This is a genomic window from Bacillus cereus group sp. BfR-BA-01380 (assembly GCF_022663535.1).
Classification (GTDB): Bacteria; Bacillota; Bacilli; order Bacillales; family Bacillaceae_G; genus Bacillus_A; species Bacillus_A cereus_BB.
In genome coordinates this window covers 40,102-63,374 of the sequence record NZ_JAKUFS010000009.1, presented here as the reverse complement: position 1 = coordinate 63,374, position 23,273 = coordinate 40,102, and the positions used below count along the sequence as shown (strand labels likewise).

Genomic DNA, 23,273 nt, shown 5'->3' with positions numbered 1-23,273 from the left:
TCAGAAGATTATGCCAACTTATTTTACTAATATATAATACAAAAGGGAGAAGTGATATTGTGAAACTAGAAATAAAGGGGATAGGAAAGAAATATACTAATAACTTTTGGGCATTAAAAAATTTCGATTTAGAGTTAAAACCTGGAGTATTAGGGTTACTCGGGGAGAATGGGGCTGGAAAATCAACATTAATGAGGATCATTGCTACAATCACAAAAGCAACAACAGGGACTGTTTTATGGAATGGAATAGACATTTCTAAAAAACCAAATGCAATTCGAGAAGTATTGGGGTACTTGCCGCAGGATTTTGGAGTGTATCCACATTTGAATGCCGTGGAATTTTTAGAGTATATAGCAGCAATTAAAGGGATTAGTAAAAAAGATACGAAAAAAAGAATAGATGAACTGCTTCAGGTGGTAAACTTAACTGATGCAGGAAAACGTCCTTTAGGAGGATATTCTGGGGGGATGAGACAACGAATCGGTATTGCTCAAGCTTTAATAAATGATCCGAAAATTTTAATAGTTGATGAACCGACGGTTGGACTTGATCCAATGGAAAGGGTTCGTTTTCGGAATTTATTAACTGATCTTTCTGGAGATCGCATTGTAATTTTTTCTACTCATATTGTTTCTGATGTAGAAGCAACAGCAGAGCATATTGCGGTAGTATCGAAAGGAAATTTGATACACCATTCAGGTCCAGAAGAACTTTTAAAGAAAGTTGATGGTAAGGTTTGGGAAATGGTAGTGTCCGACCAGGATATTCCTACATTAAGAAAAAAGTTGATTATTAGCAGTACAATTCGAATTAGTAATGGAGTTCATGTTCGAGTGGTATCTAATAAGGCACCTAATTCTACTGCAAAACTTGTTGCCCCAGCAATGGAGGACGCTTATCTATATTGCATAGCTGGTAAAGGGGGAGAGAAGGTAGATGATTAGAACTGTATATCATATTGCACGTGCGGATTTTTTAGAACGTACTAGAGGATATGGATTTTTAGTAACTATTGCTTTATCGGTAATGGCGGCATATTTTTTTGTTCCTCCAGCTGATTCCAGTTATGCTTTGTTAGTAATTGATGGTCAATATAGAGGGGTGTATAATTCTGCATGGATTGGCGTTTCAGTAAGTTTGGCTATCATGAGTATTACCACTTTAATTGGTTTTTTTATGGTGAAGAACCCAATTGATCGTGATCGTCGAACGCAAGTTGGACAAATTATCTCTACAGCCCCTTTGCGTAAATTTGATTATTTATTAGGTAAATTTATTAGTAACTTTATTGTATTAACTATTATTGTTGTTGTAACATTTTTTATCGCAATTGTAATGCAATGGTTAAGAGGGGAGGATACTAATGTTTATCTGGGGACATTGCTACCATTTTTATTCATAATTACCTTGCCAGCAATGACGGTAGTAGCTGCTGTAGCTATATTATTTGAAACAATTCCTTTCTTAAAAGGTGGATTTGGAAATGTCATTTATTTTTTTGTTCTCTGGGCACCATCTGTTATGCTGTTTTTTTCAACTACAACTTTTCACTTATTTGGTGTAGAAATACCAATTAGTGGCTTCACAGGGCGTGAGATTTATTGGAATAGTATTACAGACCAATATAAACAATTATATCCAGAAGCATCAGCCCAAATGGCAGATGGTATTGTTTTGATAGAAGATCCTCCACTTAAGACGTTTCTATATACGGGCCTTAAGTGGACGAATGAGATTATAATTAGTCGCATGTTTTGGCTCGTTGTCGCTTTCTTAATAATTATTCTCGCATCATTTTTATTTAGAGGCTTTGATAAGAGTGTAAACAAAAAAAATAAAGGGTTTGCAAAAAAAATCGGAAAACAGAAATTGACTATAAGTGATAAAGAGAACAAGAAAAAATGGTTGGAGGTTCCTGATATTTCATTATCACACATTACTTTGAATTTTAATTTTTTTACTTTACTCCTAGCTGAATTCCGATTAGTTTTAAAGGAACAAAAATGGTGGTGGTATGTAGGGGCATTTGCGCTAATTATTTTATGCCTTCTTTCGCCGATGTGGTTGGTAAAAGAATTATTTGCCCCATTATCATGGGTTTGGCCTATATTGATATGGTCGAATTTAGGAGTTCGTGAAACGAGATACTTTACGAGAGATATTATTTTTTCTAGTCCATATCCTATTCATAGGCAAATTCCAGCTTCTTGGCTGTCGGGATTTGTTATTGCATTAATTACGGGTAGTGGACTTGGCATCAGATATTTAGTAAGTGGAGAGATAGTTGAGTTTTTAGCTTGGATTGTAGGTGCTATGTTTATTCCTACATTTGCGTTGGTATTAGGAGTTTGGACTGGAACGAAAAAAAGTTTTGAAGCATTATTTATGACTCTAATGTTTGTTGGGATACTGAATAAACAGAAGTATGTAGATTTCATGGGGATTGTAGAAGGTTCTATAGATTTAGGGATGCCAATTGTTTTTTTAGTGATAACATTTGTTTTAATGATATTTTCAATTTATGGAAGGAGAAAGCAAATACAGCGTTAATTTATGAATTCTATAAAATGAGATTAGTAGACTAATAATGAAAATACTACTATTTGTTGCATACTAATGAAGAAAAATAGTAGTATTTTCAATGTCTGATAAAGAATTCGATTGTCGGTGTATTTCAAGGCATTTTTTCACGTGTGAATATATGTAATATCCGCTACTCGCTTTTCACTTATTGTCATAAATTTTTTGTTTACCATACGGACAATTCCTTCTTGAAATCTATTGTAAGGACTTAACTAAGTTGTATCGATATGACTATACTTACTCCATAATTGAGCGGATATGTGTTTTTTGACTCATAAGTTGGCCATGAATTTTACAAAATAATAAATAAAGATACCTATTATCAGTGTAGGATATTCGAAATGATTAGCTTATTCACTAGAATCTTTATGATTACAGGTGTTTGCTTTGTATCACTTATTTTTTCTAATATCCTTTCCCCATCCATACCTGGGAGCATTAAATCCAAGAGTATTAATTGCCAATCTTGTTTTTCAATATAAATAACTGCTTCAGTTCCAGAGAAAACAGGTTGGGGGGAATATCCGTTTTTCCTAATAATATTGCATAGTAATTGATTAATCTCATTGTCATCTTCAACTACTAAAATATGTGTTTTTTTAGCCATACCTTCACCCCTTTAGTTGGTGGAATATCTTTTTATCTGCCCTTACATATATAAAGATTCTCTCTTTCAACCTTTATAATATTGACTCTTTTTCCATTCGCTGAATAAACCTCTGCAACTATATATTGTCTCCTGGTAATCGTATCACTTAAATAAATAAATTTTCTTTCGCCACTTCTTTCACATCCGGATTTTCTTTTGCATATTCTTCACATACCTAACTTTGGATTTATAAAATATAACACCTAAGAAAATTCAGAAAAGTAAAAAATGCCCTCTTACAGATATACTACCGAAGAGGGTGTTTTTTATCAAACTTTATTTCAAAACTACATGAAACAAACAGCAAACCCAAAAATAATCTTATCCTCAGGGTAGAAATTACATTTTATCCCATTAATTTAATAGCGATAATAAGTAAGAAACAGTCATCATTTATTCTCAGCGTTCGTAATAAAATGATACAAGAACATTCATGTTAACGGGAGGAAGAGGAATGCACCAAAACGATCGGAAAAAGAAAGGGAACGACTTTTCCAAAATAATTCCGCATTCTCTTTTAGATGTAAAAAATGAATTAAAGAAAAAATGCGAAAACAAACAGCTTCCCGTTAAAACATGGAAGTTAACAGAAGAAGAAACAATGCTAATTCATAAAATTAAAGAACAAACAAGTGGGCACAACAAAAATAACGTGACGCGAACGCACGCTTATTATCGTTTTTACCTTCGATATCCAGAAATACAATGGGCACTGCTTGGACATATGGTATCGCGTAATGGCGGTTGGAATATGACCGATTTAAAAGGGGAGTTATATACTAGACTATTGTCAGAGAAAGATCAACTCACCTTCTTTTCTTTTTTAGAACGAGGTAACTGGTTAATCTTCCAGGATGTATATCCGCAATTTTTGTTGTACGAACAAAGTGTAAAAAGAGCAAAAAATTTGTTCTATCTTCTACCCTTTTTTCATGTATCAACGTTTATGGAAACGATATGGAACTATTTTTGGAGAACAGGTGACCGTTATACATTAGCCATTGCCACCGTTATTAATGAACAAAGCTATTTAGAAAAAAGGGTTATTCAAAATGAACATTTTAAAAAGACTGTACTGAATAGTATTGTATTCAAACTTTACGATTTTTCCCGCTTTAATCATATCCTCTTTCCATTTTATAAAGATGAGACTAAACAAAAAACACTGCTATTCGGTGATACGATGAAACATTTTACTTCCCTCCATGAACGAATTCTACTCGGAAAACGATTATACTCACTATTATTTCGCCGCGAGAACATCTTACAAAGGGTAATAAACTGGACTCATGATCATCCACATACTGGTTCAAGAAAAGACTACTGGCCGCATTTGTTTTATGATGTAAACGAATCATTCTCTCGTGCATTTTATGAGCGCCGAATAAAAAACTGCCAATTAAGAAAAGGTGCGAATCGCTTATATAGCCCACGATTAATATACGCATGGAAAGACCTTAATCATGAAGAAGCGGAAAGTGAAGACTGGTTTGAAGACTGGCGCATTATGGATTATTTAATCGATAAGGGAGAAAGTACAGATGGAAAGATTTATAACGAATACTGCAAAACGCTTGAAAAAATTGAGCTTGCCATCTTGGTCAAAAAAAATGTCTTGCTCCGAGAAGAAGCAGGGGAGGAATAACCTGAAAGCTATTGTAGCCACGATCATTGTCTCTTGTTTAATCGGAACATATTTAGATTTATTATTTGTCAATAAACAAATGTATGCCTTTCCAGTGAGACCCTTCCCGCATATATTTACAATTAATATCGCATTTACGTTATTCATATTACCTACTTCCACTGTTATTTTTGTGTGGATTATGAAAATGTTACCTACATTTTCAAAAATCATATTTATCATTTTGATTGGACTTTGTATGAGTATTTCTGAACGATTTGCGGAGCAGCTAGGATGGTTTATTCATAGCGAAGCATGGCATCATTCATATTCCCTTTTGGGATACATGATTTTCCTACTTTTTATATGGAAGTTTTATCGTTGGTTTCAATAACGCGCATTATGTTGATTTTACATGTATAAAGGATACAAAAAAAACGCTGACTTTTTATCATCAGCGTTTTTTTATATAATTTTTCGGCATATCCGACACACAACCTGAACACTGAAAGCCGCGCCGCCGCAGCGATATATAAAATCCTGCATATTTCAGAATGTCCGAGAATCAGAAAAATCCTTGATACAAAAGGATTTTTGAAAGTAAATAATTTTCAATAATCATATATTATGTTAACTGAAAATGTATAGAACTTATATTTTTGGATAAATAAAGACAATAGCACAAGAAAACATGCTCTTTTTACATTTAATATACTAAATACAAAAAAGGAGCTTGATTATTCATGCCATTAAAAAATAGAGGCTTCTTTATTCCTGTGGCATTTCCTATTCAGATTCCAGAACCCATTCCAGGACTTATTCCAGAGCCTATTCCAGAACCTATACAATCAACCGAGCAGACCGGATTTGATTATATCGTGATTGGTGCCGGAACTGCCGGAGGAGTAATCGCCAAAGAATTAACGGATGACAAAAGTACTTCTGTATTAGTGCTTGATGCAGGAGCAAATATGACGAATGAGCTAAGCAGTGCTTCCATTACAGATGCAATTCATTTAGCCAGCGATAATAAGTTTACATTTAATGTTACTTCTAATCTAGAGAAAATCATTGAACGTCCGCTTTTTTCACAAAATGGTCGGGGAATTGGGGGAAGCTCAAATATTAATAACATGTATGCAGTGCGCGGGAGTAAAGAACTTTATGATAAATGGGGAGAACTTGTTGGTGAGCAATGGAGTTACAACAAGATTCGTTCCTTATTTATGAAAAATGAGACCTATATAGGAGCAACACAATGCTCTAACGAGAGGGGAACGGAAGGTCCTATTTTTGTTAGACAGCAACTTATTCCTCCTCATGGGCTGATAGAAACCTTGACTAACGCAACCGCAAAGGTTTTGGGTATCGACATTGTTGAGGACTATAATACAGGTGTAAGAGATTGTACATTTTACAAATCACAATATACCCAACAGGAAAAAAATAGTCAATTTGTTCGTTCATCGACAGCAACAGGATATTTAAATGACAATATTGTTAGTCAAGGAGACCCGTTTCGTCCAGATGGGTTTGGAGTTGATGGAAGAAAGTTGGTTATTTTAGCTGAAACAACTGTTAATAAAATCTTATTTAAAGAAATTAAGGGACTGAACATTGCGGTTGGTGTTGAATTTGTCAAGAACGGTATTTCACAAAGAAGGTTTGCAAGAAAAGGCATTATCGTCTCTGCAGGATTTTTTTCCTCAGTCATTCTACAACGTTCAGGAATCGGCAGATCGTGCGATTTGGCTAAAGCAGGTATATCAACATTAATAGAAAGCCCAAATGTGGGTTACAATCTACAAACTCATGCTTATGTTGGACTGGGAGTTAGAGTAGAGACATCTCAACTTGTATCGATATTATCGGCTGATCCTGACCAGCCCATTGCCCTAGGTGCCTTTAAAGCAGAGAATCCAGCGAGTCTGGAGGGTCGTCGTCTCCAAATGTTAGGGGCCCCCGTACCTTTATTTCTTCCCATTCAAGAGGTGATCAGTAATGGTTGGAATTTTGATGGCTCCAGTGATACCAATATCATGAGTTTCGGCATTTTAGATCTTAACCCGAAAAGTAAGGGTACGATTATGGCAGCACATAGCAATCTTGAAGCTCCTCCATCTCTTACCTTCAATCCGTTGCAAAATCGTGATGATCTAGATTTTCTTGTGGATCAATATATCAATACTTACAATATTATTCAGCATGCTCGAACTCTTAATAACGGCATAGGTGAGGTTGTATACCCTCCGGAAAATATCTTCAAGACAGGCACAAAAAAGCAACTTGAGAATTATGTTAGGGCGTCTTATTCGAACTTCTTTCATTTTGGAGGGCAATGTAAGATGGGAAGGACGGTTCAAGAAGGAGTAGTAGATGGATTCCTCAACGTCTTTGGTACAAAAAATCTTAAAGTTGCTGATCTTTCCGTTTCGCCTATTTTACCAGATGGCAACACTTCCATCGCTGCTCAGATGATTGGTTTAAATGCGGTACGATTTATCCGTGAGGATCCCCACCCTTACGTAGTAGATGATAAAGAATTTGAGGATTATAAGGAATAGCACACACATTTTAATATTTTTATACGCTAAGAGATTCTCAAAACTCGATGTTAGAGGGAGAAGGAACAATCGTGCCATAAAGTACAAAATAACTTACAGAAAATGCAGTAATGAATTTTCGATATTCCATAAGATACACAAGGATTAGTGATAAAGGCCCATGGAGGCATGACAGGATTTGTAGTACAAGATCTGATATAACTGTTCCTAAACGGTCTTTATGTTTTGTGGTGTAACAGGATTATGAATCGTAGCAAAAGAAAAGGAAGTTTAAATGAAAAGCGAACGCCTCTTTAGTTGAATCTTAAAGAGGCGTTCGCTATATAAAACATTTATTTTACTACTTTCTTAAGTATAATAAGTCACCACATCTTATACTTAATTATCGAGTTTTATATCTCAACTTGCTCTACAAGATTATGAATTTGTTCTTTTGGAGTATTCATACATACGCCTCCGTGATAACAAATGACCGATTCGATATTAAAATTTAAATATTTTTGCAGAGAAGCAAGGGCTGTATTCATGTCTAACGTTGTTCTCTGGACAGGTCCTTGTAAAGAACCGTCTGTACATATCATCGCATCACCAGCAACAAGAGTTTTGCTTTTCTTTACATACAGGCTAACATGTCCCGGAGTATGGCCTGGTGTATGAATCACTTGAATGCCTCCGCAATACGGAAGTTCTTGTCCATCTTCTAAAATCTGATTTACATTACATTTAGGAGGGTTCGTATATAACAATTGCATTTCTTTCGGAAGAGATGCCCATGCTTCTTTATCCATACGCTCAGGGTCTGTTTTTATAAGTGGGAATTTTCCCTCGATATATGGTTTATCAAGCTCGTGTGCATACACATCGATTTGCTTAGAGGATGCTTGTAGTATTTCTGGAAGGCTTCCGATATGGTCTATATCTTGATGTGTTACAATGACTGCCTTTAATTTTTCAAAAGGAACTCCTAGATTATTCATTGCAGTACGTATATGTTCTAACTGACCAGGCATACCGGTATCAATCAAAACAGCTTCTTCATCATTCCAGATAAGTGTAGGATGTAAGACGAAACCTTGTATGTTTAATTCAAGTGCAGCAACCCCATTTGAAATCTTCATTGATTAAGCCTCCTTAGGAAATGTGTTTGTATAGTAGTTAACTACTACATATGATAATTTACCACGCCTTATGATTCTAATCAACAGATAAAATAATAATCATAACATAAATAAATTTTCTTGTCAAGTTTTTGTTTGTTTTTATGATTAAGTTTAAACAAAGAGGATTTCCAAACTATATATAGAATAAGAAAAAGATATTTTCAGACAAGGAGATGTTCACATGGATCTTATAGCAAATGTAAAAGGAATTGTTTTAGACTTAGATGGTACGTTACTAAATTCACAAAAAGAAGTATCGAAAAGAAACTTACAAGCGATCCGAGAATGTTATAGAAACGGAATAACTGTTATTTTCGCAACAGCAAGACCCCCGCGCTCAGTAAAAGCCTTTCTTCCACAGGAACTTCAAGACATGGCGGCGTTTGTGTATTACAACGGCGCTTTAATCATTGATAAAACATCAGAATACAAACAACATTATCCGATTGAATCAGCTATTACAGATGAAATTTTTGAGTATATAATTACTCATCATTCAGATGCTTGTCTTTCTGTCGAATCTGAAGATATGTGGTATAGCAACAAGACGCTAGATTATAGTAAAGCTATGAATGCAATTGTAAATCCAATTGTAGTTTCGTTAGATGAATTGAAAGAAATTAAGGCTTCAAAATTATTAATCACACAATATCCGTATTACGAGAAATTAAAAAAGCAATTTGAACATAAAGTAAACACTGTATGTACTGATTCGGGAACTTTAATTCAAATTATGGCTAAAGGTGTTTCTAAAAAACAAGCTATCATGGATCTTTGTGTTCAAAGTCAAATACCTATGAGCAGCATAATGGCATTTGGTGATGATTGGAACGATTTAGATCTTTTCCATGCGTGCGGTTTTCCGATTGCTATGGAAAATGCAATACATGAACTAAAAGAAGTAGCATATGTTATTACGAAATCTAATGATGAAGATGGTGTAGCGGAAGTGTTAGAGAAGTTAATTTGTACTGTTAATAAGGGTTAAAAATGTATTTGAAGAAGGGAATTAGCAAATGTGGAAATGAGAATGGAACAAATAATAGAGTTTTTACGGATAATAGATCAGTTTAAATCGATTGAAAGAAAAACAAAAGTTTCTCATACTAATCGTCATGAAAATGATGCAGAACACACATGGCATATGTGTATGTTTGCTCTTTTGTTACATAAAGAAATAGGAGAAAAAATTGATCTAGAACGAGCTTTAAAATTAATATTAATACACGATCTTGGTGAAATATATGCTGGTGATACTTATGCGCATGATTCTTTTGCTAGAATAAATAAGAAACAACGCGAAGAGGAAGCGATCAAAAAATTATTTAGTGAGTTGCCAGATGATTTAGAAGTTGAATTTCACGAACTTTGGAATGAATACGAAGCAAATGAAACGAAAGAAGCACGTTTTGTTCAGGCAATAGATAAAATGCAGGCATTTACACAAAATATACATACAAACGGAGAGGTATGGCGGGAAAATAAGATAAACCCTGATAAAATTATTAAATATAATGAGAATTGGACAAAACAAAACAAGACATTTGAAGAGTTATTTCATTATCTTTGGAATATCGCTGAAAATAAAAAAATGTTTTATACCGAAAAAGAGATCGAGTCTTTGGAATAAAACTATTGGCGTAATGTTTATTTTAAATCTTAGAGCACTTTTAAACATCTTATTCTATGTAAAACAAAGATTAAGAGGGTGATACATGACTAATATGTATCACCCCATATTTTTTATAATTTAGTTTTGATAAGATTATATTGTCTTTTTGACACTATTTAAACCGTTTTAAAACGAGAAACTCCCACCATTTCCACGGCAGCAGATTTTTTAATAGAATCATTAACTTTACACCTTTCCCAATAGGATAACGTAAAGTTGGATGCTGTGATTGTGCAATACTTACGATTTTCTCAGCAACATCTTGCGGGTCTCCAAAACTCTCACTCCCGTTATGAATATGTTGTTCAATTTTTTTCATGTATTCTTTGTAAGGAGATTCTGTTTCAGAAGTAGCTTCTGCAAGTTTTTGTCCGATTTCCCAAATGTTTGTGTTATACGATCCTGGTTCAACTAATGAAACATCAATTCCAAACGGTTTTACTTCTAGACGAAGAGATTCACTCCAACCTTCAAGGGCATATTTAGAAGAAACATAAGGGGAGAGGCCAGGGAATCCCATTTTTCCGCTAATGCTACTAACATTAATAATTTTCCCTCGCTTTTGTTTTCTCATGATTGGAAGAACAGCTTGCGTTACTGCGATAGTTCCAAATACATTTGTCTCAAATTGTTTACGATACTCTTCAAGTGGAATTTCCTCGACAAAACCACCACTTGCGTAGCCTGCATTATTAATAAGTATATCTACACGTCCAAGATTGTTTATAAAAGATGTAAAATTCTCAATAGACTTTTGAGAAGTTACATCAAGCTGATGGACTTTTATATTACGCTCTACATGTAACAACGCTGCCTGTTCAAGCAATTTTGTTTGTTTTTCAACATTGCGCATCGTAGCGATGACAAGATAGCCTTTTTTAGCAAATTCTAATGATGTAAGAAGTCCAAATCCGCTTGATGACCCTGTAATAATCACGATTTTTTCTGTCATTTGTTTCTCACTTTCTATTGAAATTCAGTTTGATTTCATCATATCGAAAGGAGGAAGGAGAATTCAATAGATTATTGAAATAGATATATTTATATTCTTGCATAAAAAAGTAGATTTTTAGGGAATTTGCTTTTTATATGTCAAAATATGCGCTTGCCAGGGAAATATTATTAAAATGCTTTTATTCCCTATAAATAATCTAAACAGTATAGACAAACTAATTTTTATGAATAAAGCCCGCCCATATACATTTCCGTTAATGTATATACAATGTCTTCGAGAGAAAATTCTCGTTCATTTCGTACAATTTCCCATAAAAACATTTCATTCGCAAAGAACCAACTTCTTGCTGCTAAAAAACAATTCAAATCGGTACGTGTTAAACCGTTGTTTTGTGAATATGTAATATCTTGAACAATTCGTTCAATAAATCGTTCTCGAATAGCATTCCATCGGTTTCGAACTTCTTTAGAAGTACCAATTGCTTCTTCAACAACTTGTAGTAGTTGCCTTTCCGTTTCTGCCATTTGTAAAAATGCATGAACTTGCTTTTGAATCATACGATGAGCTTCTTTCCTTGTTGTTGGTTGAAAAACACGTTCTGCAATCATATAAAATTGATTCATCACATCGTCCATTAACACAATGAGTAAATCATCTTTATTTTTAAAGTATACATAAGCTGTTCCATATCCTGTTTCAGCTTTTTTTATAATTTGGGAAATGGTTGTTTTTTGGAATCCTTGTTCGATAAATACTTCACGGCCAGCCAATAATAATTTCTTTTTTGTTTCTAGTGAACGGCGTTGTCTTGCCGAAAAAGTATCTTTAGTCATATGTATCACACCTTTATACTGAAATATCAGAAAAATTAACTTTATTGTAGGGGAAACAGTAATATAATGTCAACTGACATTATGTCATTGACGCTATGTCAGCTTCGGTGATATATTTTAACTAATTAGAATTAAGAGAAAATTCAGGGGGAAGGTGACAGAATGTACGCAAAACCATTTGAATCATCTTGCGAGTATGCTCGTCAATGTGATCGGTATGATGAGCTTGCATCGTTTCAACATGAATTTTATAAAAAAGAAGGAACTATTTATTTAGACGGAAATTCACTTGGACTTTTGTCAAAACGAGCTGAGCAGTCTTTATTAACATTGCTAGATTCATGGAAACAATTCGGTATTGATGGTTGGACAGAAGGGAAGTATCCTTGGTATTTCTTATCCGAGCAATTAGGAGAATTAAGTGCTCCTCTTATTGGCGCCACGTCCGAAGAAGTAATTGTAACCGGTTCCACGACGGCGAATTTACATCAAGTTGTTGCTACGTTCTATGAGCCGAAAGAAGGAAAAATAAAAATCCTTGCCGATGAATTAACATTTCCATCTGATATTTATGCTTTGCAAAGCCAAATTCGTTTAAAAGGCTTGGATCCTGCCCAGCATCTCGTTCAGGTGAAAAGCAGGGATGGAAGAACGCTACATGAAGAAGATATCATTGCAGCAATGACAGAAGATATTGCACTCATAGTACTTCCAGCTGTGTTATATCGAAGCGGACAAATTTTAGATATGAAACTTCTTACGAAAGAGGCACATAAACGCGGTATTCATATCGGCTTTGATCTTTGCCATTCTATCGGTTCTATTCCGCATCATTTTCAAGAATGGGACGTCGATTTTGCAGTTTGGTGTAATTATAAATATTTAAATGCCGGGCCAGGCGGTGTTGGCGGCTTGTACGTAAATAAAAAACATTTCAATCGTCTACCAGGATTAGCAGGTTGGTTTGGCTCTCGAAAAGATAAACAGTTTGATATGGAGCACGAACTTACACCAGCTGAGCATGCCGGTGCCTATCAAATTGGAACACCGCACGTATTAAGTGTTGCACCGCTTATCGGTTCTTTAGAAATTTTTAAAGAAGCAGGTCTAGAGCGCTTACGACAAAAATCATTACATATGACACGTTATATGATAAACCTTATCCAACATGAGTTAACAGATATGGGCTTTACACTTGGTAATCCGTTAGAGGATGAAAAACGAGGCGGACACATTTATTTAGAACATAAAGAAGCAGCGCGGATTTGCAAAGCATTAAAGGCAAATGGAATTGTTCCTGATTTTCGCGCACCAAATGGCATTCGTTTAGCTCCTGTCGCTTTATACAATACGTATGAAGAAGTATGGAACGCTGTCCAAATTTTGAAGAAAATTATGGCAGAAGAGGAGTATAAACAATTTGAAAATAAACGAGAGGTTGTGGCGTGAAAATGAAAGAAAACAAGTGGATTGATATTTCTCAACCTCTAAGCAATGATATTGCCACTTGGCCTGGCGATACACCTTTTTCTTATGAAGTTTCATGGACAAAAGAGCAGAGCGGTTCTGTAAATGTTGGGAAAATTTCGATGAGTATTCACACTGGCACACATATTGATGCGCCGTTTCATTTTGATAATGATGGTAAAAAAGTAAGTGATTTAGACATTAACATTTACATTGGCCCTGCACGAGTTATAGATGTAACAGGTCATGAAAGCATCGGAGCAAAAGAACTTGAAAAGTATGATTTAGAAGGGGTTAGTAGATTATTATTACGAACCTCATCGAAAACAAATCCACATGTATTCCCTGAAGCGATTCCGTATTTACGTGCGGATCTTGCACCCTTTCTCTATGAAAAGGGAATATGTTTAATTGGTGTGGACGTTCCATCTGTGGATCCGCTTGATGATAAAGAATTGGCAGCACACCATGAGTTATTTAAACACGGAATTCATATTTTAGAAAATGTTGTTTTAGAAAATGTACAAGATGGGGACTACGAACTTATTGCTTTGCCGCTTTCGCTAACAGATGCAGACGGTAGTCCAGTGCGTGCCGTATTAAAACCATTATAAAAATAAGTATATACTGCATAGAGAGGATGTACACACATGAACGAAAATGAAAAAGTGATTATGGAGAAGGGGATTCATACAGATTTTCGCAATAATATGACATACGGGGAATATTTACAACTAGATAGTTTACTTTCGAGTCAAAAGCGGCTCTCTGACCATCATGACGAAATGTTGTTCATCGTGATTCACCAAGCAAGTGAACTTTGGATGAAATTAATTTTACACGAATTAGAAGCAGCTATTGAATCCATTAAAAATGATAATCTTGCACCTGCTTTTAAAATGCTGGCACGCGTTTCAAAAATTCAATCGCAAATTATTCAGTCGTGGGATATTCTTGCTACGCTCACACCATCTGAATATATTGAATTCCGTGATTCACTTGGTCAAGCATCCGGATTTCAATCGTATCAATATCGCATGATTGAATTTGCACTCGGTTATAAAACACCACATGTTCTTAAAATCTATGAAAAAGATGCAGAGTTGCACGCTCGTCTACATAAGGCACTTCATACACCGAGTCTATATGATGTTGCGATTCAAACACTTGCAAAAGAAGGCTTCCCAATTAACGAAAGCGTTCTTCAAAGGGATATTACACAACCGTATGAAGTCGATGCGACAGTAGAAGCAGCGTGGTTAGAAGTGTACTCAGATGTGAAGAAATACTGGGATTTATATCAATTAGCTGAAAAGCTAATCGATATTGAAGATTGGCTGCAACAGTGGCGCTTCCGTCACATGAAAACGGTAGAGCGTATTATTGGTCATAAGATGGGCACTGGCGGTTCATCAGGCGTTTCGTATTTAAAACGTGTGCTTGATCAATCATTTTTCCCAGAGCTTTGGGCTATTCGGACAAAACTATAAACGATTAAAAGATAAGCATAAAAGTTTTCTCTATGAAAAAGCTTTTATGCTTGTTTTCATATTGATGGTGTAACAAAAGATTTAGCTGATCCAGCATTTTTCCTATACTCAGACGAATATGGCGACCCTTGCCAAGCACCTTGGAAACGCGAAGAGTGAGATTAAGTCTTCTGTTGTCAATATCTCGTAAACTATTTGTTTACTATTTAATTTAGACATATAGAGTAAATATACAAATTAACACTTTCAGCAAAAAGAAGTTTCGCCTTATTGGAATTTCATTTAATTTCATGTCTAGATAAAGTACCTAATCGTTTAACAGGGCCAAAATAAAAACATAGAGATAAAAAAATCTCTATGTTTTTATTTTCAGATCTATAACAGGAACCATGTCACTATTCCTAAAGATTACTTATATGGAAATTTAGAACGTTCAACAAATGATCGGAAATCATCTGTATAAGTGATAATTTCACCCCACTGCATATAGTCTTCATCAGATAATTTCCATGTGTGTTTATTGTTGTCATGACGTATAACAGCAAAATTATGTCTATCAGTAGAATAGATTTTAAAACCATTCTTTTTACAGGTATCTATAAAAAAATAATCTTCAGCTCTATTTACTTTTTCAAATTGAACTTTTTTAAATACGTCTTTTTTGAAGATTAGTGTAGCTCCTGCTACAGAATCAGTAAAGGCTTTTTCTGTATTTGATACCAACATCAAAGCTTGTTTATTTTTAAAATAAACATAATAAGAGCTTTTACCTAAAATAGCAATATCTTTATTATTAAATTCGGGTATCGCATGAGCTAGGTAGTATGGACCGTAGTAATCATCATCATCAAATTTGGCTATATAATCATACTTAGATTTCTCCACCCCGAAATTTAAACAATCGCCTAAAGTTGCCTGTTCATGTAGCTGAAATATACTGACATTAGGATAATCTTCAGCTTTCTTTTTCCATTTACTTAAATTCATAGTATCCTTATTTAAAATAATAATTAATTCTTTATCTTTCCATATTTGCTGTTCATAGTTTCTAAAAACGTTCTTTATATACTCTTCTCTTATTGTACAAGTAATGATTGAAACCATTTACTTTTCCACCCCTAATATAATATATAACTTAGTCAAAGAAAGGATAATAAAATATAAAGATTTAAACTTCTGCAATTATTTTAGGAACCCTCTCTATTTTAATTTTGGTCCAATAATTTTTTCTACAATATAAATCAAATTGTTATACGCTTTTAAGTTTTTAATTTTATTGACATCAGATAAAAGCTCATTTCTTTGATCTAAGTCAAAACCTACTGCGTTTAATATGTTTATATGTCGAATATCAATCTTTAACAATAGTACAATAGTTTTTAGAATCTCAATGAATTTTTTTCGAAAAGATAGTGACTCATTTGGATGATTTTGAACGAGTAACTTATACTCGCCTAATACTTTGTTCATCATTAATAAATCTGTAATTTGAGCAAGCTCTAGGCCAAGAATAAGAACGTCTACGTCAGGGTGTTTTAGTGTGAATAAGTGGTAATTCCTCATTGCTTCTTGCCATCTGTTCTCTCCAACAGGATGCTCTTGATGATAAGCTGTAACAGTCTTACTAACTAAATATTTAGCTCCAGCCTTATATAAGCGATATCCTAACTCCCAGTCTTCATAACCATAATTTATAAAATTTTCATCAAATTTTCCCACTTGTTCAATTAACTTTTTACGTAAGGAAACATTTCCGGTTAAAAAGGCCATCCATGGAAAATGAAATCCATTTAATTGCGCATCAAAATTATTTAGTATTGTATTATACCAATGTACTGAGGGGGTCTTAACTTTTAATTCTCTATAAAGCTTTGTATCAATGTCTTTTCTTTCTAATAACGGATATGAAGCGATCATGTTGGAATGTTTATAGTTTTCAATTCGGTCGTAGAGCACTTGATTATTTTTTGTCTTGGTGTATATTTCTTTTATTTGTTCGCGATCAAATTCCGGGAATATACAAGAATATACTGCGTTATAATACATACCTCCTGATAAAACTAAGTTATCCATTAATTGATGATACTTAAAATGATTTTGAACAAATTCAGGCTCTGTAATCATTTCTGCATCTAAAAATATAAGAATATCCCCCCTTGAATATTTAATGCCAATATTTCGAACTTTCGCTCTACCGAGATTTCGTTTACATTTAAAATACCTAAAATGATAAGAAAATTGATGATTTTGTAATATCTGTAAAGTTTGATCAGTTGAGGCATCGTCTATAAAGAGGACTTCCATTTTTGAAAGGTCGAATGTTTGTTTATCTAAAGAATATAAAGTTAATAAATTTAGCGGATATTTATTATAAGAGGGAATGATAATACTAACTTCTATATCATGATCTTTAATTAGTTTCTTTTTATTTTGACTAGAAGTATTCGACTTTTTTTCATCCATAAGATTAGGAGATTTAGTTTCAAATCCTTTGTTTTCCATCTTTTTTTACGAAATTCTAAAATGTTTATACTCTTATCCAGGTTAAAAACAATCATAACAAAAAGAAATTGGATTACTATTAAATACTATGCTTGTTCTGATTATTGAACATGTAATGGAGGTGGAATAATCCAACCTTTTTTCTTATTCATACGAAGCAATATAGCTCCAGCTTGTGCTTTTTTCATATGGAATTGACTAAACATCATTCCTGCATCTTCTCGAAGAGATTGTCCCATAGCTTGGCTACATGCTACTAAACCAGCAGCAAGGTCCATAGAAACTTTAGCAGCAATTTCTGCATCATTAATACGAGCGCCAGGGGGGATCGTTTCAATAGATGCAACTGGTCTTTCTGGAGGTGCTGGTGGCAATGCAATACCATTTAATTTTAATAAATTTTTTAATTCTTCAACTTCTGATTGGATATCATTTTCTACAAGGTTTTCTAAAAACTTCTTTAAGTCCTCATCTCCTGTATGGTTAATGAGAACTTGATAACCAGCAATTGCACCTTGTACCGCTGCAAGATAACTCCAAATTCCAAAGACTTCTCCGTAATGCATTGGTTCATGTTGTGGATTTCCACTTAAAACACCCATTAAAATGTTCCTCCTTAAAGAAATTAAACGCTTAACAATAATGCTTAGTATAGAAAAAAATTTCCTAACCATGTTCAGGATTAGAGAAAATAAGTTCTTATAAATAACACATGTATTTTAAGTAACATAATCCATTGTCATCGATAGAAAAATACAAATACTTAAATCTAAAAATAATTTCAAAGAATTCTTTGAATAAGATAAATAATAATATAAAAGCAGCATTCCAAAACATCCAGAACTTAATGATACGCGAACGTCTAGTTGGTTTCAAAGAACTTAACGGATGCGGCTGGTCATGCTGGTTCAATTTCAGGTGAGTTAGACCTTATAGAAAAACGATTGAAAGAGAAGAGTGAGATGTACGCCAAACATTTTGAGCAGTTTTATTTAAAAGCTGTTGAAATGACGGGGTATTTACGTACAGAACTTAAGCATTTTCCAGCTTTGAAGAAATTTACGAAAGATGTTTCATTGCAAGAGAGGAATGCTATTATTTATTAAAATTAGCACAATCATCTGGTTTGGAGATGCAAAAGTGTAACCCTCTTTAAAAGTAGATAAAAGAGCCACAATCATGTGGCTTTTTTTTCGTTTATTCCTTCTGTTTTCTTGTCTTTCTGTTGTTTTACTTGCTCAATACTAGCATTTAATATTTCTATAATATTGATGATATTTGGATTAGAATATATAATTTCATTTTTTTCTTGTTGTTCGATTTTTTCTTCTATAAAATCAGCAAGCGTTACTTTATATTCATCTACATATTCTTCAGGTTCAAATGGAGTGGTTAGATGATGAATTAGATTTATTGCTGTAGTTAATTCTTGTTTTTGAATCGGGTGCTCTTCATTCTTCGGAAGACCGGGCATGTTTTTTATATTCCGAATCTCATCAGGATAATGGATAGTCTGTAGAATAAGGCCTTCTTGGAAGCTACGAATAATAGCTAGATGCGGTTTCTTACGGATAGTAATATGAATAAGACCAAGTTTATTTGTTCTCTCTAAAGCTTCTTTTAATAACAAATAGGGCTTTTCATTCCCATGGATAGGACCCACAAAATAGGAACGATCGAAAGAAATTGAATCAATCTCATTATTTTGGATAAAAGATGAAATGCGAATTATTCGCGGCTCATCTTTTTTTTGTAGTGCTTCTAATTCTTTATCTTCAACAATTATATATTTATGCGGCGCATATTCATAAGCTTTTACAACTTCTTCATCACTTACTTCAGTATCCGTACAATCAGGAGCAATCTTTTTATATTTAATGGGAGTAAGACATTCCTTATGAAGACTTAAAAATTTAATATCTTTTTCTTCTACAGCACTATATAGCTTAATGCTGATGTTTAATAATCCAAGTGAAAGAGAACCTTTCCATACCGTATGCATTTAAATCTTCTCCTTTCATAAAAAGAAAATGAATAGATATATTATGAGGTAATAAGAAAATTCATATGCATTTCTTATATTTTCTGTATTTGGGGAGAGACTAAAAAATACTTTGAAAAGCAGGATTTAAAAATGCAACTAGCTACATTAAGTGAATTAATTGTTGGCTGTTACAATACAATTAATACGATGAGTACATACATTCAGCAAACATAAGATTTAGAATTAATACAATTATTACAGCATCATTTTCCACTCCATATTGAAGACTATAATTTAAAAGTAGAATTTGTCTAAAATTAAAGTACACCCGCTATTGAGCGTTTCCAGCCCTCTAAGTTAAATTCAGTATTGATTTCTTATTTAAAAGCACCGCTTGAACAATATCCACCTGTTACACCTAGTATAAATGGAGAACCTCCCAATGATCGAGCAATTGCTATGGGCTATCTCTTAAATCAAAAATCAGCTGCATTAAATTATGATGGAGCTGTATTAGAATGTGCGAATCCAAATTTGAGATCTTTTTTAGAAAAATCTTTTTTAAATAGTAGTAGACATGCGTATGATATTTGGCAATACATGGTGAAAAAAGGCTATTATCCGTTATCTCTAGCACCAGATTCTGAAATAAAAGCTATAGCAAGTATTTATCAGCCTGTGAATCAGACGTTACAATAATATAAGAAATAGTAAGATGTAAATTAAATTGTACTAGATAAAGTAGAATTTAATCTTATCTTTAGCATTAAAAATAATCGATTAGAAAGGAATGTAGCTTTAAGGTTTCAAAATAACTTTTATACAATTGTCTTCACGGTTATTAAAAATTTGATACCCGTAGCTCGCTTCTTCAAGGGGAATTTTGTGTGTAATGACCTTCCTTGGATCAAACTCATTTTTTGTTATTTTTTCAAACAGTTCAGGCATAAAATGAATGACAGGTGCTTGGCCCATTCTAAGGTTAATATTCCTAACCCAAAATGCACCGAGTGGAAATGCATTATAGTTGCCACCATAAACACCTGTCATTTGGAAAGTTCCATATTTTCGTACGGCTTTTGTAGCAATTTGAATAGGACCGAGAGTTCCCCCTTGTAATTTTAGTTTTTGTTCAAGAAATTCCAAAGGTGATTTCTTTCCATCCATGCCTACACAATCAATGACCACATCCGATCCACCATGTGTAATTTCTTTTAAATGTTCTCCCATATCGGGATATTTTGTAAACTCAAATACCTCAACATTGTTAATCTTTTTTGCATAATTTATCCGATAATCTAAGTAATCAACTGCAATTACACGCTTAGCACCTTTCATCCAAGCAAATTTTTGTGTCATCAATCCAACAGGTCCACAGCCAAGTACGATAACAGTGTCACCTGACTTTACACCTGCATTTATTACACTCCAATAAGCGGTCGGTAAAACATCGGATAAAAAAAGCAGGGATTCATCTTCAAGTTCGCATGATTCAGGTATAACAAAGGGAGTAAAGTTACCAAAAGGAACTTTCAAATATTCAGCTTGTCCACCTGGATGGTTACCAAATTTCTCTGTATAACCAAAGTATCCACCAGAATCATAATGAGGATTTGAGTTATCACATTGACTTTCCATTTCATGTTGGCAATAAAAACAATGCCCGCAAGCAACATTAAAGGGGATAACAACACGATCTCCTTTTTTTACTTTAGTGACATCAGGCCCCACCTCTTCAACAATTCCCATCGGTTCATGCCCAATAATGTATCCTTGGGGTAAAGGCATGTTACCTTGATATAAATGTAAGTCAGATCCACAAATAGCGGTCGAAGTAATTTTTACAAGAATATCATCTTTTTTTTCTAATCTCGCATCCTCAACTTGTTTAACTTGTACCTGATTTGGCCCTTGATAGGTTACAGCTTTCATAATTACATGTCTCCTTTTTTAACATTTTCTCAAAACATACTTTATATTTATCTCTTTGGACTACAGCAATCATTTTCTTAGTTATTAAAGGGAGATTAGAAATAAATCTGGAGGAATACATAACATTGTATGAAAGTATTTCATAACCCCTTCTTTCCCTAGCCTTATTTTAAGAAGAAAATCCATATTTATTCATAATGAAAAGAAACTAAATTACCATAAAAAGGGATAATTATTTTTTCATGATTCGTAGCATATTAAAAACATAGGAGGTGATACAATATGGCAAACAATAATAGCGGAAGTCGTAATGAATTAGTAGTTCGAGGCGCTGAGAATGCAATTGATCAGATGAAGTATGAAATTGCACAAGAGTTTGGTGTACAACTTGGTGCAGACACAACCGCTCGTGCAAACGGTTCTGTTGGTGGTGAAATCACAAAACGTTTAGTTGCAATGGCTGAACAACAGCTTGGCGGTGGAATTAATCGCTAATTTTAACTATAAATAAGAGTGAATTGGTATAAGTCGTAGCAAATATTTAAAACAATTTCTTATGTGTATTTATTTTAAAAATAAATCCTCATAGCAAAAAAGTTTTCACTCAAAGATTATTGATAATCTTCCATAATAATCTTTGGGTATTTTGTTTGCAAATTTCTTTACTAGACTACAAACACACATTATTGGGAAGGTGTTTCCCATGCATGATAAAAAGTTCTTTGTAGGAAAAAACATACTTAAAAATTTCTTTTCAATATTGAAAAATATACTTATGATGATATTTTCGAAAGGGAGGCTTTTTAAAATGGGTGTATTAAGTGGAAATCCTCAAAATGAACCTTTACATTATGGAGAAGTATTTGATATTTGGAGTTATCTTCTTGCCGCACAAGGGGCTGTTGCCGGACATCAAGTATTTATGAATCACACAGGTGATGAAGATTTAAAAAAGTTTTTACAAAACTTAATTGAGAATGATATGACTCCTGAAATAGAAGAGCTAAAAACCCTTTTAAAGGTAAATGGAGTGGCTTTACCACCAGCACCTCCTGAAAGACCGGTTGCTTCTATTGAAGACATTCCTCCTGGTGCACGCATCAATGATGCTGAAATCGCAGCAACTGTTGCAGCAGGTCTTGCAGCAGGACTAGTAACTTGTAGTCAAGTGATGGGAAAATGTCTTCGAGAAGATGTAGGCATGCTTTTTGGACAATTTCACATGAAGAAAGCGCAAGCAGGAGTAACTTTACTACGGTTAAGCAAGAAGAAGGGGTGGGTAGTTCCTCCACCATTACATGTTCGAAATTCTGAGCAAGCTTAATTATTGAAATAAAAAAGTGGCTGAAAGCCACTTTTTTATTTCAATTTATCAGTTCCATCCTCCACTTTTCTAGATGGATGAACCTTGTTTATTTTAGAATAGTCTACATACTCGTCAGAAATCTCCATAGCATATTTATTATGACTAATATTAGTGGTCGTCTTCATGTAAAACAACTTTCTTCATATAGATATGAAAGAATATTTCTGCCACACTGATAAGCAAAGCTACAAAAAAAGCAGATGCTCCAATATTACGATCTATGTCTATATCTTTTACAAGATACGTTAATACCCAAATTCCTACAAAATTCAAACCCAAATCAGCAATGGTAGCTACCATGTTTCCATACTTAGGTAAAATAAATAAATCTCCTATTAAATAAGCCTCCCAGTAATTACCAATGAAAGAAATAATATTCTTGGAATTGAAATACCTTGGAAAATGCTTAGTATCATCAATAATACAGCACTAATAGCTGTGTATTTAATTAACAAAGCAACAATATGTTTCATTAGTATTCCTCCATTC

21 protein-coding genes and 3 pseudogenes are annotated in these 23,273 nt (G+C 33.9%); 14 read left to right on the top strand and 10 right to left on the bottom strand.

The window, feature by feature from the left end; all coding sequences use genetic code 11:
• The first annotated feature begins 59 nt into the window (after positions 1-59).
• Together MR076_RS10780 and MR076_RS10775 are read left to right on the top strand one after the other, a co-directional pair.
• Positions 60-947: an ABC transporter ATP-binding protein gene (locus MR076_RS10780; protein WP_242220475.1), complete on the top strand. Its 888-nt coding sequence runs from the start codon at positions 60-62 to the stop codon at positions 945-947.
• The gene (locus tag MR076_RS10775) at positions 940-2,553 is read left to right on the top strand and encodes an ABC transporter permease (RefSeq protein WP_242220474.1); all 1,614 of its coding nucleotides are present in this window, start codon (positions 940-942) and stop codon (positions 2,551-2,553) included. Before MR076_RS10780 ends, MR076_RS10775 begins: the two co-directional genes overlap by 8 nt.
• A gap of 355 nt (positions 2,554-2,908) precedes the next feature.
• On the opposite strand, the gene MR076_RS10770 is transcribed toward MR076_RS10775, so the two are convergent.
• Entirely contained in the window at positions 2,909-3,193 is a 285-nt protein-coding gene (locus MR076_RS10770; RefSeq protein ID WP_313897325.1) for a response regulator transcription factor, read from the bottom strand.
• Positions 3,194-3,689: 496 nt separating this feature from the next.
• Between MR076_RS10770 and MR076_RS10765 the strand changes: the two genes are divergently transcribed.
• The 3 genes from MR076_RS10765 (at position 3,690) to MR076_RS10755 (ending at position 7,423) form a co-directional block, all read left to right on the top strand.
• The gene (locus MR076_RS10765; protein WP_242220473.1) at positions 3,690-4,880 is read left to right on the top strand and encodes a DUF2515 domain-containing protein; all 1,191 of its coding nucleotides are present in this window, start codon (positions 3,690-3,692) and stop codon (positions 4,878-4,880) included.
• Positions 4,846-5,253: a CBO0543 family protein gene (locus tag MR076_RS10760; protein WP_242220472.1), complete on the top strand. Its 408-nt coding sequence runs from the start codon at positions 4,846-4,848 to the stop codon at positions 5,251-5,253. The genes MR076_RS10765 and MR076_RS10760 overlap by 35 nt, the downstream gene beginning before the upstream one ends.
• A gap of 349 nt (positions 5,254-5,602) precedes the next feature.
• Positions 5,603-7,423: a GMC family oxidoreductase gene (locus MR076_RS10755; RefSeq protein WP_242220471.1), complete on the top strand. Its 1,821-nt coding sequence runs from the start codon at positions 5,603-5,605 to the stop codon at positions 7,421-7,423.
• 392 nt (positions 7,424-7,815) lie between these two features.
• Here MR076_RS10755 and MR076_RS10750 read toward each other — a convergent pair whose 3' ends face one another.
• Positions 7,816-8,541: an MBL fold metallo-hydrolase gene (locus tag MR076_RS10750; RefSeq protein ID WP_242220470.1), complete on the bottom strand. Its 726-nt coding sequence runs from the start codon at positions 8,539-8,541 to the stop codon at positions 7,816-7,818.
• Positions 8,542-8,764: 223 nt separating this feature from the next.
• On the opposite strand from MR076_RS10750, the gene MR076_RS10745 reads away from it, so the two are divergent.
• Together MR076_RS10745 and MR076_RS10740 are read left to right on the top strand one after the other, a co-directional pair.
• On the top strand, positions 8,765-9,571 hold the full coding sequence (locus MR076_RS10745) for an HAD family hydrolase (RefSeq protein WP_242220469.1): 807 nt from the start codon (positions 8,765-8,767) through the stop codon (positions 9,569-9,571).
• Between the two features lie 42 nt (positions 9,572-9,613).
• Entirely contained in the window at positions 9,614-10,213 is a 600-nt protein-coding gene (locus MR076_RS10740; RefSeq protein WP_242220468.1) for an HD domain-containing protein, read from the top strand.
• Between the two features lie 154 nt (positions 10,214-10,367).
• On the opposite strand, the gene MR076_RS10735 is transcribed toward MR076_RS10740, so the two are convergent.
• Both MR076_RS10735 and MR076_RS10730 read right to left on the bottom strand, forming a co-directional pair.
• Entirely contained in the window at positions 10,368-11,207 is an 840-nt protein-coding gene (locus MR076_RS10735) for an oxidoreductase (RefSeq protein ID WP_242220467.1), read from the bottom strand.
• Positions 11,208-11,431: 224 nt separating this feature from the next.
• The gene (locus MR076_RS10730; RefSeq protein WP_242220466.1) at positions 11,432-12,043 is read right to left on the bottom strand and encodes a TetR/AcrR family transcriptional regulator; all 612 of its coding nucleotides are present in this window, start codon (positions 12,041-12,043) and stop codon (positions 11,432-11,434) included.
• Between the two features lie 162 nt (positions 12,044-12,205).
• Here MR076_RS10730 and kynU point away from each other — a divergent pair, with 162 nt between their 5' ends.
• The 3 genes from kynU to kynA are packed head-to-tail and all read left to right on the top strand — an operon-like array spanning position 12,206 to position 15,000.
• Entirely contained in the window at positions 12,206-13,492 is a 1,287-nt protein-coding gene (gene kynU, locus MR076_RS10725; protein ID WP_242220465.1) for a kynureninase, read from the top strand.
• Positions 13,493-13,494: 2 nt separating this feature from the next.
• Positions 13,495-14,124: an arylformamidase gene (kynB, locus tag MR076_RS10720; protein WP_242220616.1), complete on the top strand. Its 630-nt coding sequence runs from the start codon at positions 13,495-13,497 to the stop codon at positions 14,122-14,124.
• 36 nt (positions 14,125-14,160) lie between these two features.
• Complete coding sequence (gene kynA / locus MR076_RS10715) at positions 14,161-15,000, top strand: tryptophan 2,3-dioxygenase (RefSeq protein ID WP_242220464.1); 840 nt, start codon at positions 14,161-14,163, stop codon at positions 14,998-15,000.
• Between the two features lie 408 nt (positions 15,001-15,408).
• On the opposite strand, the gene MR076_RS10710 is transcribed toward kynA, so the two are convergent.
• The 3 genes from MR076_RS10710 to MR076_RS10700 form a co-directional block, all read right to left on the bottom strand.
• Positions 15,409-16,104, bottom strand: a complete 696-nt coding sequence (locus MR076_RS10710) for a glycosyltransferase family 2 protein (RefSeq protein ID WP_242220463.1) — start codon at positions 16,102-16,104, stop codon at positions 15,409-15,411.
• Between the two features lie 96 nt (positions 16,105-16,200).
• Positions 16,201-17,502 carry a glycosyltransferase family 2 protein gene (locus MR076_RS10705; RefSeq protein ID WP_242220462.1) on the bottom strand — a complete coding sequence of 434 codons (1,302 nt, stop codon included), beginning with the start codon at positions 17,500-17,502 and terminating at the stop codon, positions 16,201-16,203.
• A 101-nt stretch (positions 17,503-17,603) separates the two neighbouring features.
• Entirely contained in the window at positions 17,604-18,104 is a 501-nt protein-coding gene (locus MR076_RS10700; RefSeq protein WP_242220461.1) for a DUF3231 family protein, read from the bottom strand.
• A gap of 279 nt (positions 18,105-18,383) precedes the next feature.
• Between MR076_RS10700 and MR076_RS10695 the strand changes: the two are divergent.
• A pseudogene (locus tag MR076_RS10695) lies at positions 18,384-18,658 on the top strand (DUF2935 domain-containing protein); the annotation flags it as partial.
• Between the two features lie 21 nt (positions 18,659-18,679).
• On the opposite strand, the gene ku reads toward MR076_RS10695, so the two are convergent.
• Positions 18,680-19,504: a non-homologous end joining protein Ku gene (gene ku / locus MR076_RS10690; protein WP_242220460.1), complete on the bottom strand. Its 825-nt coding sequence runs from the start codon at positions 19,502-19,504 to the stop codon at positions 18,680-18,682.
• 132 nt (positions 19,505-19,636) lie between these two features.
• Here ku and MR076_RS10685 point away from each other — a divergent pair.
• A pseudogene (locus MR076_RS10685) lies at positions 19,637-20,185 on the top strand (spore coat protein).
• Between the two features lie 99 nt (positions 20,186-20,284).
• Here MR076_RS10685 and MR076_RS10680 read toward each other — a convergent pair.
• The gene (locus tag MR076_RS10680) at positions 20,285-21,418 is read right to left on the bottom strand and encodes a zinc-dependent alcohol dehydrogenase (RefSeq protein WP_242220459.1); all 1,134 of its coding nucleotides are present in this window, start codon (positions 21,416-21,418) and stop codon (positions 20,285-20,287) included.
• A gap of 282 nt (positions 21,419-21,700) precedes the next feature.
• On the opposite strand from MR076_RS10680, the gene MR076_RS10675 reads away from it, so the two are divergent.
• The gene (locus MR076_RS10675; protein ID WP_035431108.1) at positions 21,701-21,913 is read left to right on the top strand and encodes an alpha/beta-type small acid-soluble spore protein; all 213 of its coding nucleotides are present in this window, start codon (positions 21,701-21,703) and stop codon (positions 21,911-21,913) included.
• Positions 21,914-22,226: 313 nt separating this feature from the next.
• Positions 22,227-22,742, top strand: coding sequence for a DUF3231 family protein (locus MR076_RS10670; protein ID WP_242220458.1), 516 nt, complete (start codon positions 22,227-22,229; stop codon positions 22,740-22,742).
• Between the two features lie 35 nt (positions 22,743-22,777).
• Here MR076_RS10670 and MR076_RS10665 read toward each other — a convergent pair.
• Positions 22,778-23,257 (bottom strand): annotated as a pseudogene (locus tag MR076_RS10665) (YndM family protein).
• Positions 23,258-23,273: the final 16 nt, after the last annotated feature.

Excerpts from the sequence above, each read along its gene's own strand:
- MR076_RS10755 (WP_242220471.1), top strand. The coding sequence starts at position 5,603 with ATGCCATTAAAAAATAGAGGCTTCTTTATTCCTGTGGCATTTCCTATT.
- kynA (WP_242220464.1), top strand. The coding sequence starts at position 14,161 with ATGAACGAAAATGAAAAAGTGATTATGGAGAAGGGGATTCATACAGAT.
- MR076_RS10705 (WP_242220462.1), bottom strand. The coding sequence starts at position 17,502 with ATGGAAAACAAAGGATTTGAAACTAAATCTCCTAATCTTATGGATGAA.
- MR076_RS10675 (WP_035431108.1), top strand. The coding sequence starts at position 21,701 with ATGGCAAACAATAATAGCGGAAGTCGTAATGAATTAGTAGTTCGAGGC.
- MR076_RS10730 (WP_242220466.1), bottom strand. The coding sequence starts at position 12,043 with ATGACTAAAGATACTTTTTCGGCAAGACAACGCCGTTCACTAGAAACA.
- MR076_RS10760 (WP_242220472.1), top strand. The coding sequence starts at position 4,846 with ATGTCTTGCTCCGAGAAGAAGCAGGGGAGGAATAACCTGAAAGCTATT.
- MR076_RS10670 (WP_242220458.1), top strand. The coding sequence starts at position 22,227 with ATGGGTGTATTAAGTGGAAATCCTCAAAATGAACCTTTACATTATGGA.
- MR076_RS10710 (WP_242220463.1), bottom strand. The coding sequence starts at position 16,104 with ATGGTTTCAATCATTACTTGTACAATAAGAGAAGAGTATATAAAGAAC.
- MR076_RS10735 (WP_242220467.1), bottom strand. The coding sequence starts at position 11,207 with ATGACAGAAAAAATCGTGATTATTACAGGGTCATCAAGCGGATTTGGA.
- MR076_RS10745 (WP_242220469.1), top strand. The coding sequence starts at position 8,765 with ATGGATCTTATAGCAAATGTAAAAGGAATTGTTTTAGACTTAGATGGT.
- MR076_RS10680 (WP_242220459.1), bottom strand. The coding sequence starts at position 21,418 with ATGAAAGCTGTAACCTATCAAGGGCCAAATCAGGTACAAGTTAAACAA.
- MR076_RS10740 (WP_242220468.1), top strand. The coding sequence starts at position 9,614 with ATGGAACAAATAATAGAGTTTTTACGGATAATAGATCAGTTTAAATCG.
- ku (WP_242220460.1), bottom strand. The coding sequence starts at position 19,504 with ATGCATACGGTATGGAAAGGTTCTCTTTCACTTGGATTATTAAACATC.
- MR076_RS10775 (WP_242220474.1), top strand. The coding sequence starts at position 940 with ATGATTAGAACTGTATATCATATTGCACGTGCGGATTTTTTAGAACGT.
- MR076_RS10700 (WP_242220461.1), bottom strand. The coding sequence starts at position 18,104 with ATGGGTGTTTTAAGTGGAAATCCACAACATGAACCAATGCATTACGGA.
- MR076_RS10770 (WP_313897325.1), bottom strand. The coding sequence starts at position 3,193 with ATGGCTAAAAAAACACATATTTTAGTAGTTGAAGATGACAATGAGATT.
- MR076_RS10750 (WP_242220470.1), bottom strand. The coding sequence starts at position 8,541 with ATGAAGATTTCAAATGGGGTTGCTGCACTTGAATTAAACATACAAGGT.
- kynB (WP_242220616.1), top strand. The coding sequence starts at position 13,495 with ATGAAAGAAAACAAGTGGATTGATATTTCTCAACCTCTAAGCAATGAT.
- MR076_RS10765 (WP_242220473.1), top strand. The coding sequence starts at position 3,690 with ATGCACCAAAACGATCGGAAAAAGAAAGGGAACGACTTTTCCAAAATA.
- kynU (WP_242220465.1), top strand. The coding sequence starts at position 12,206 with ATGTACGCAAAACCATTTGAATCATCTTGCGAGTATGCTCGTCAATGT.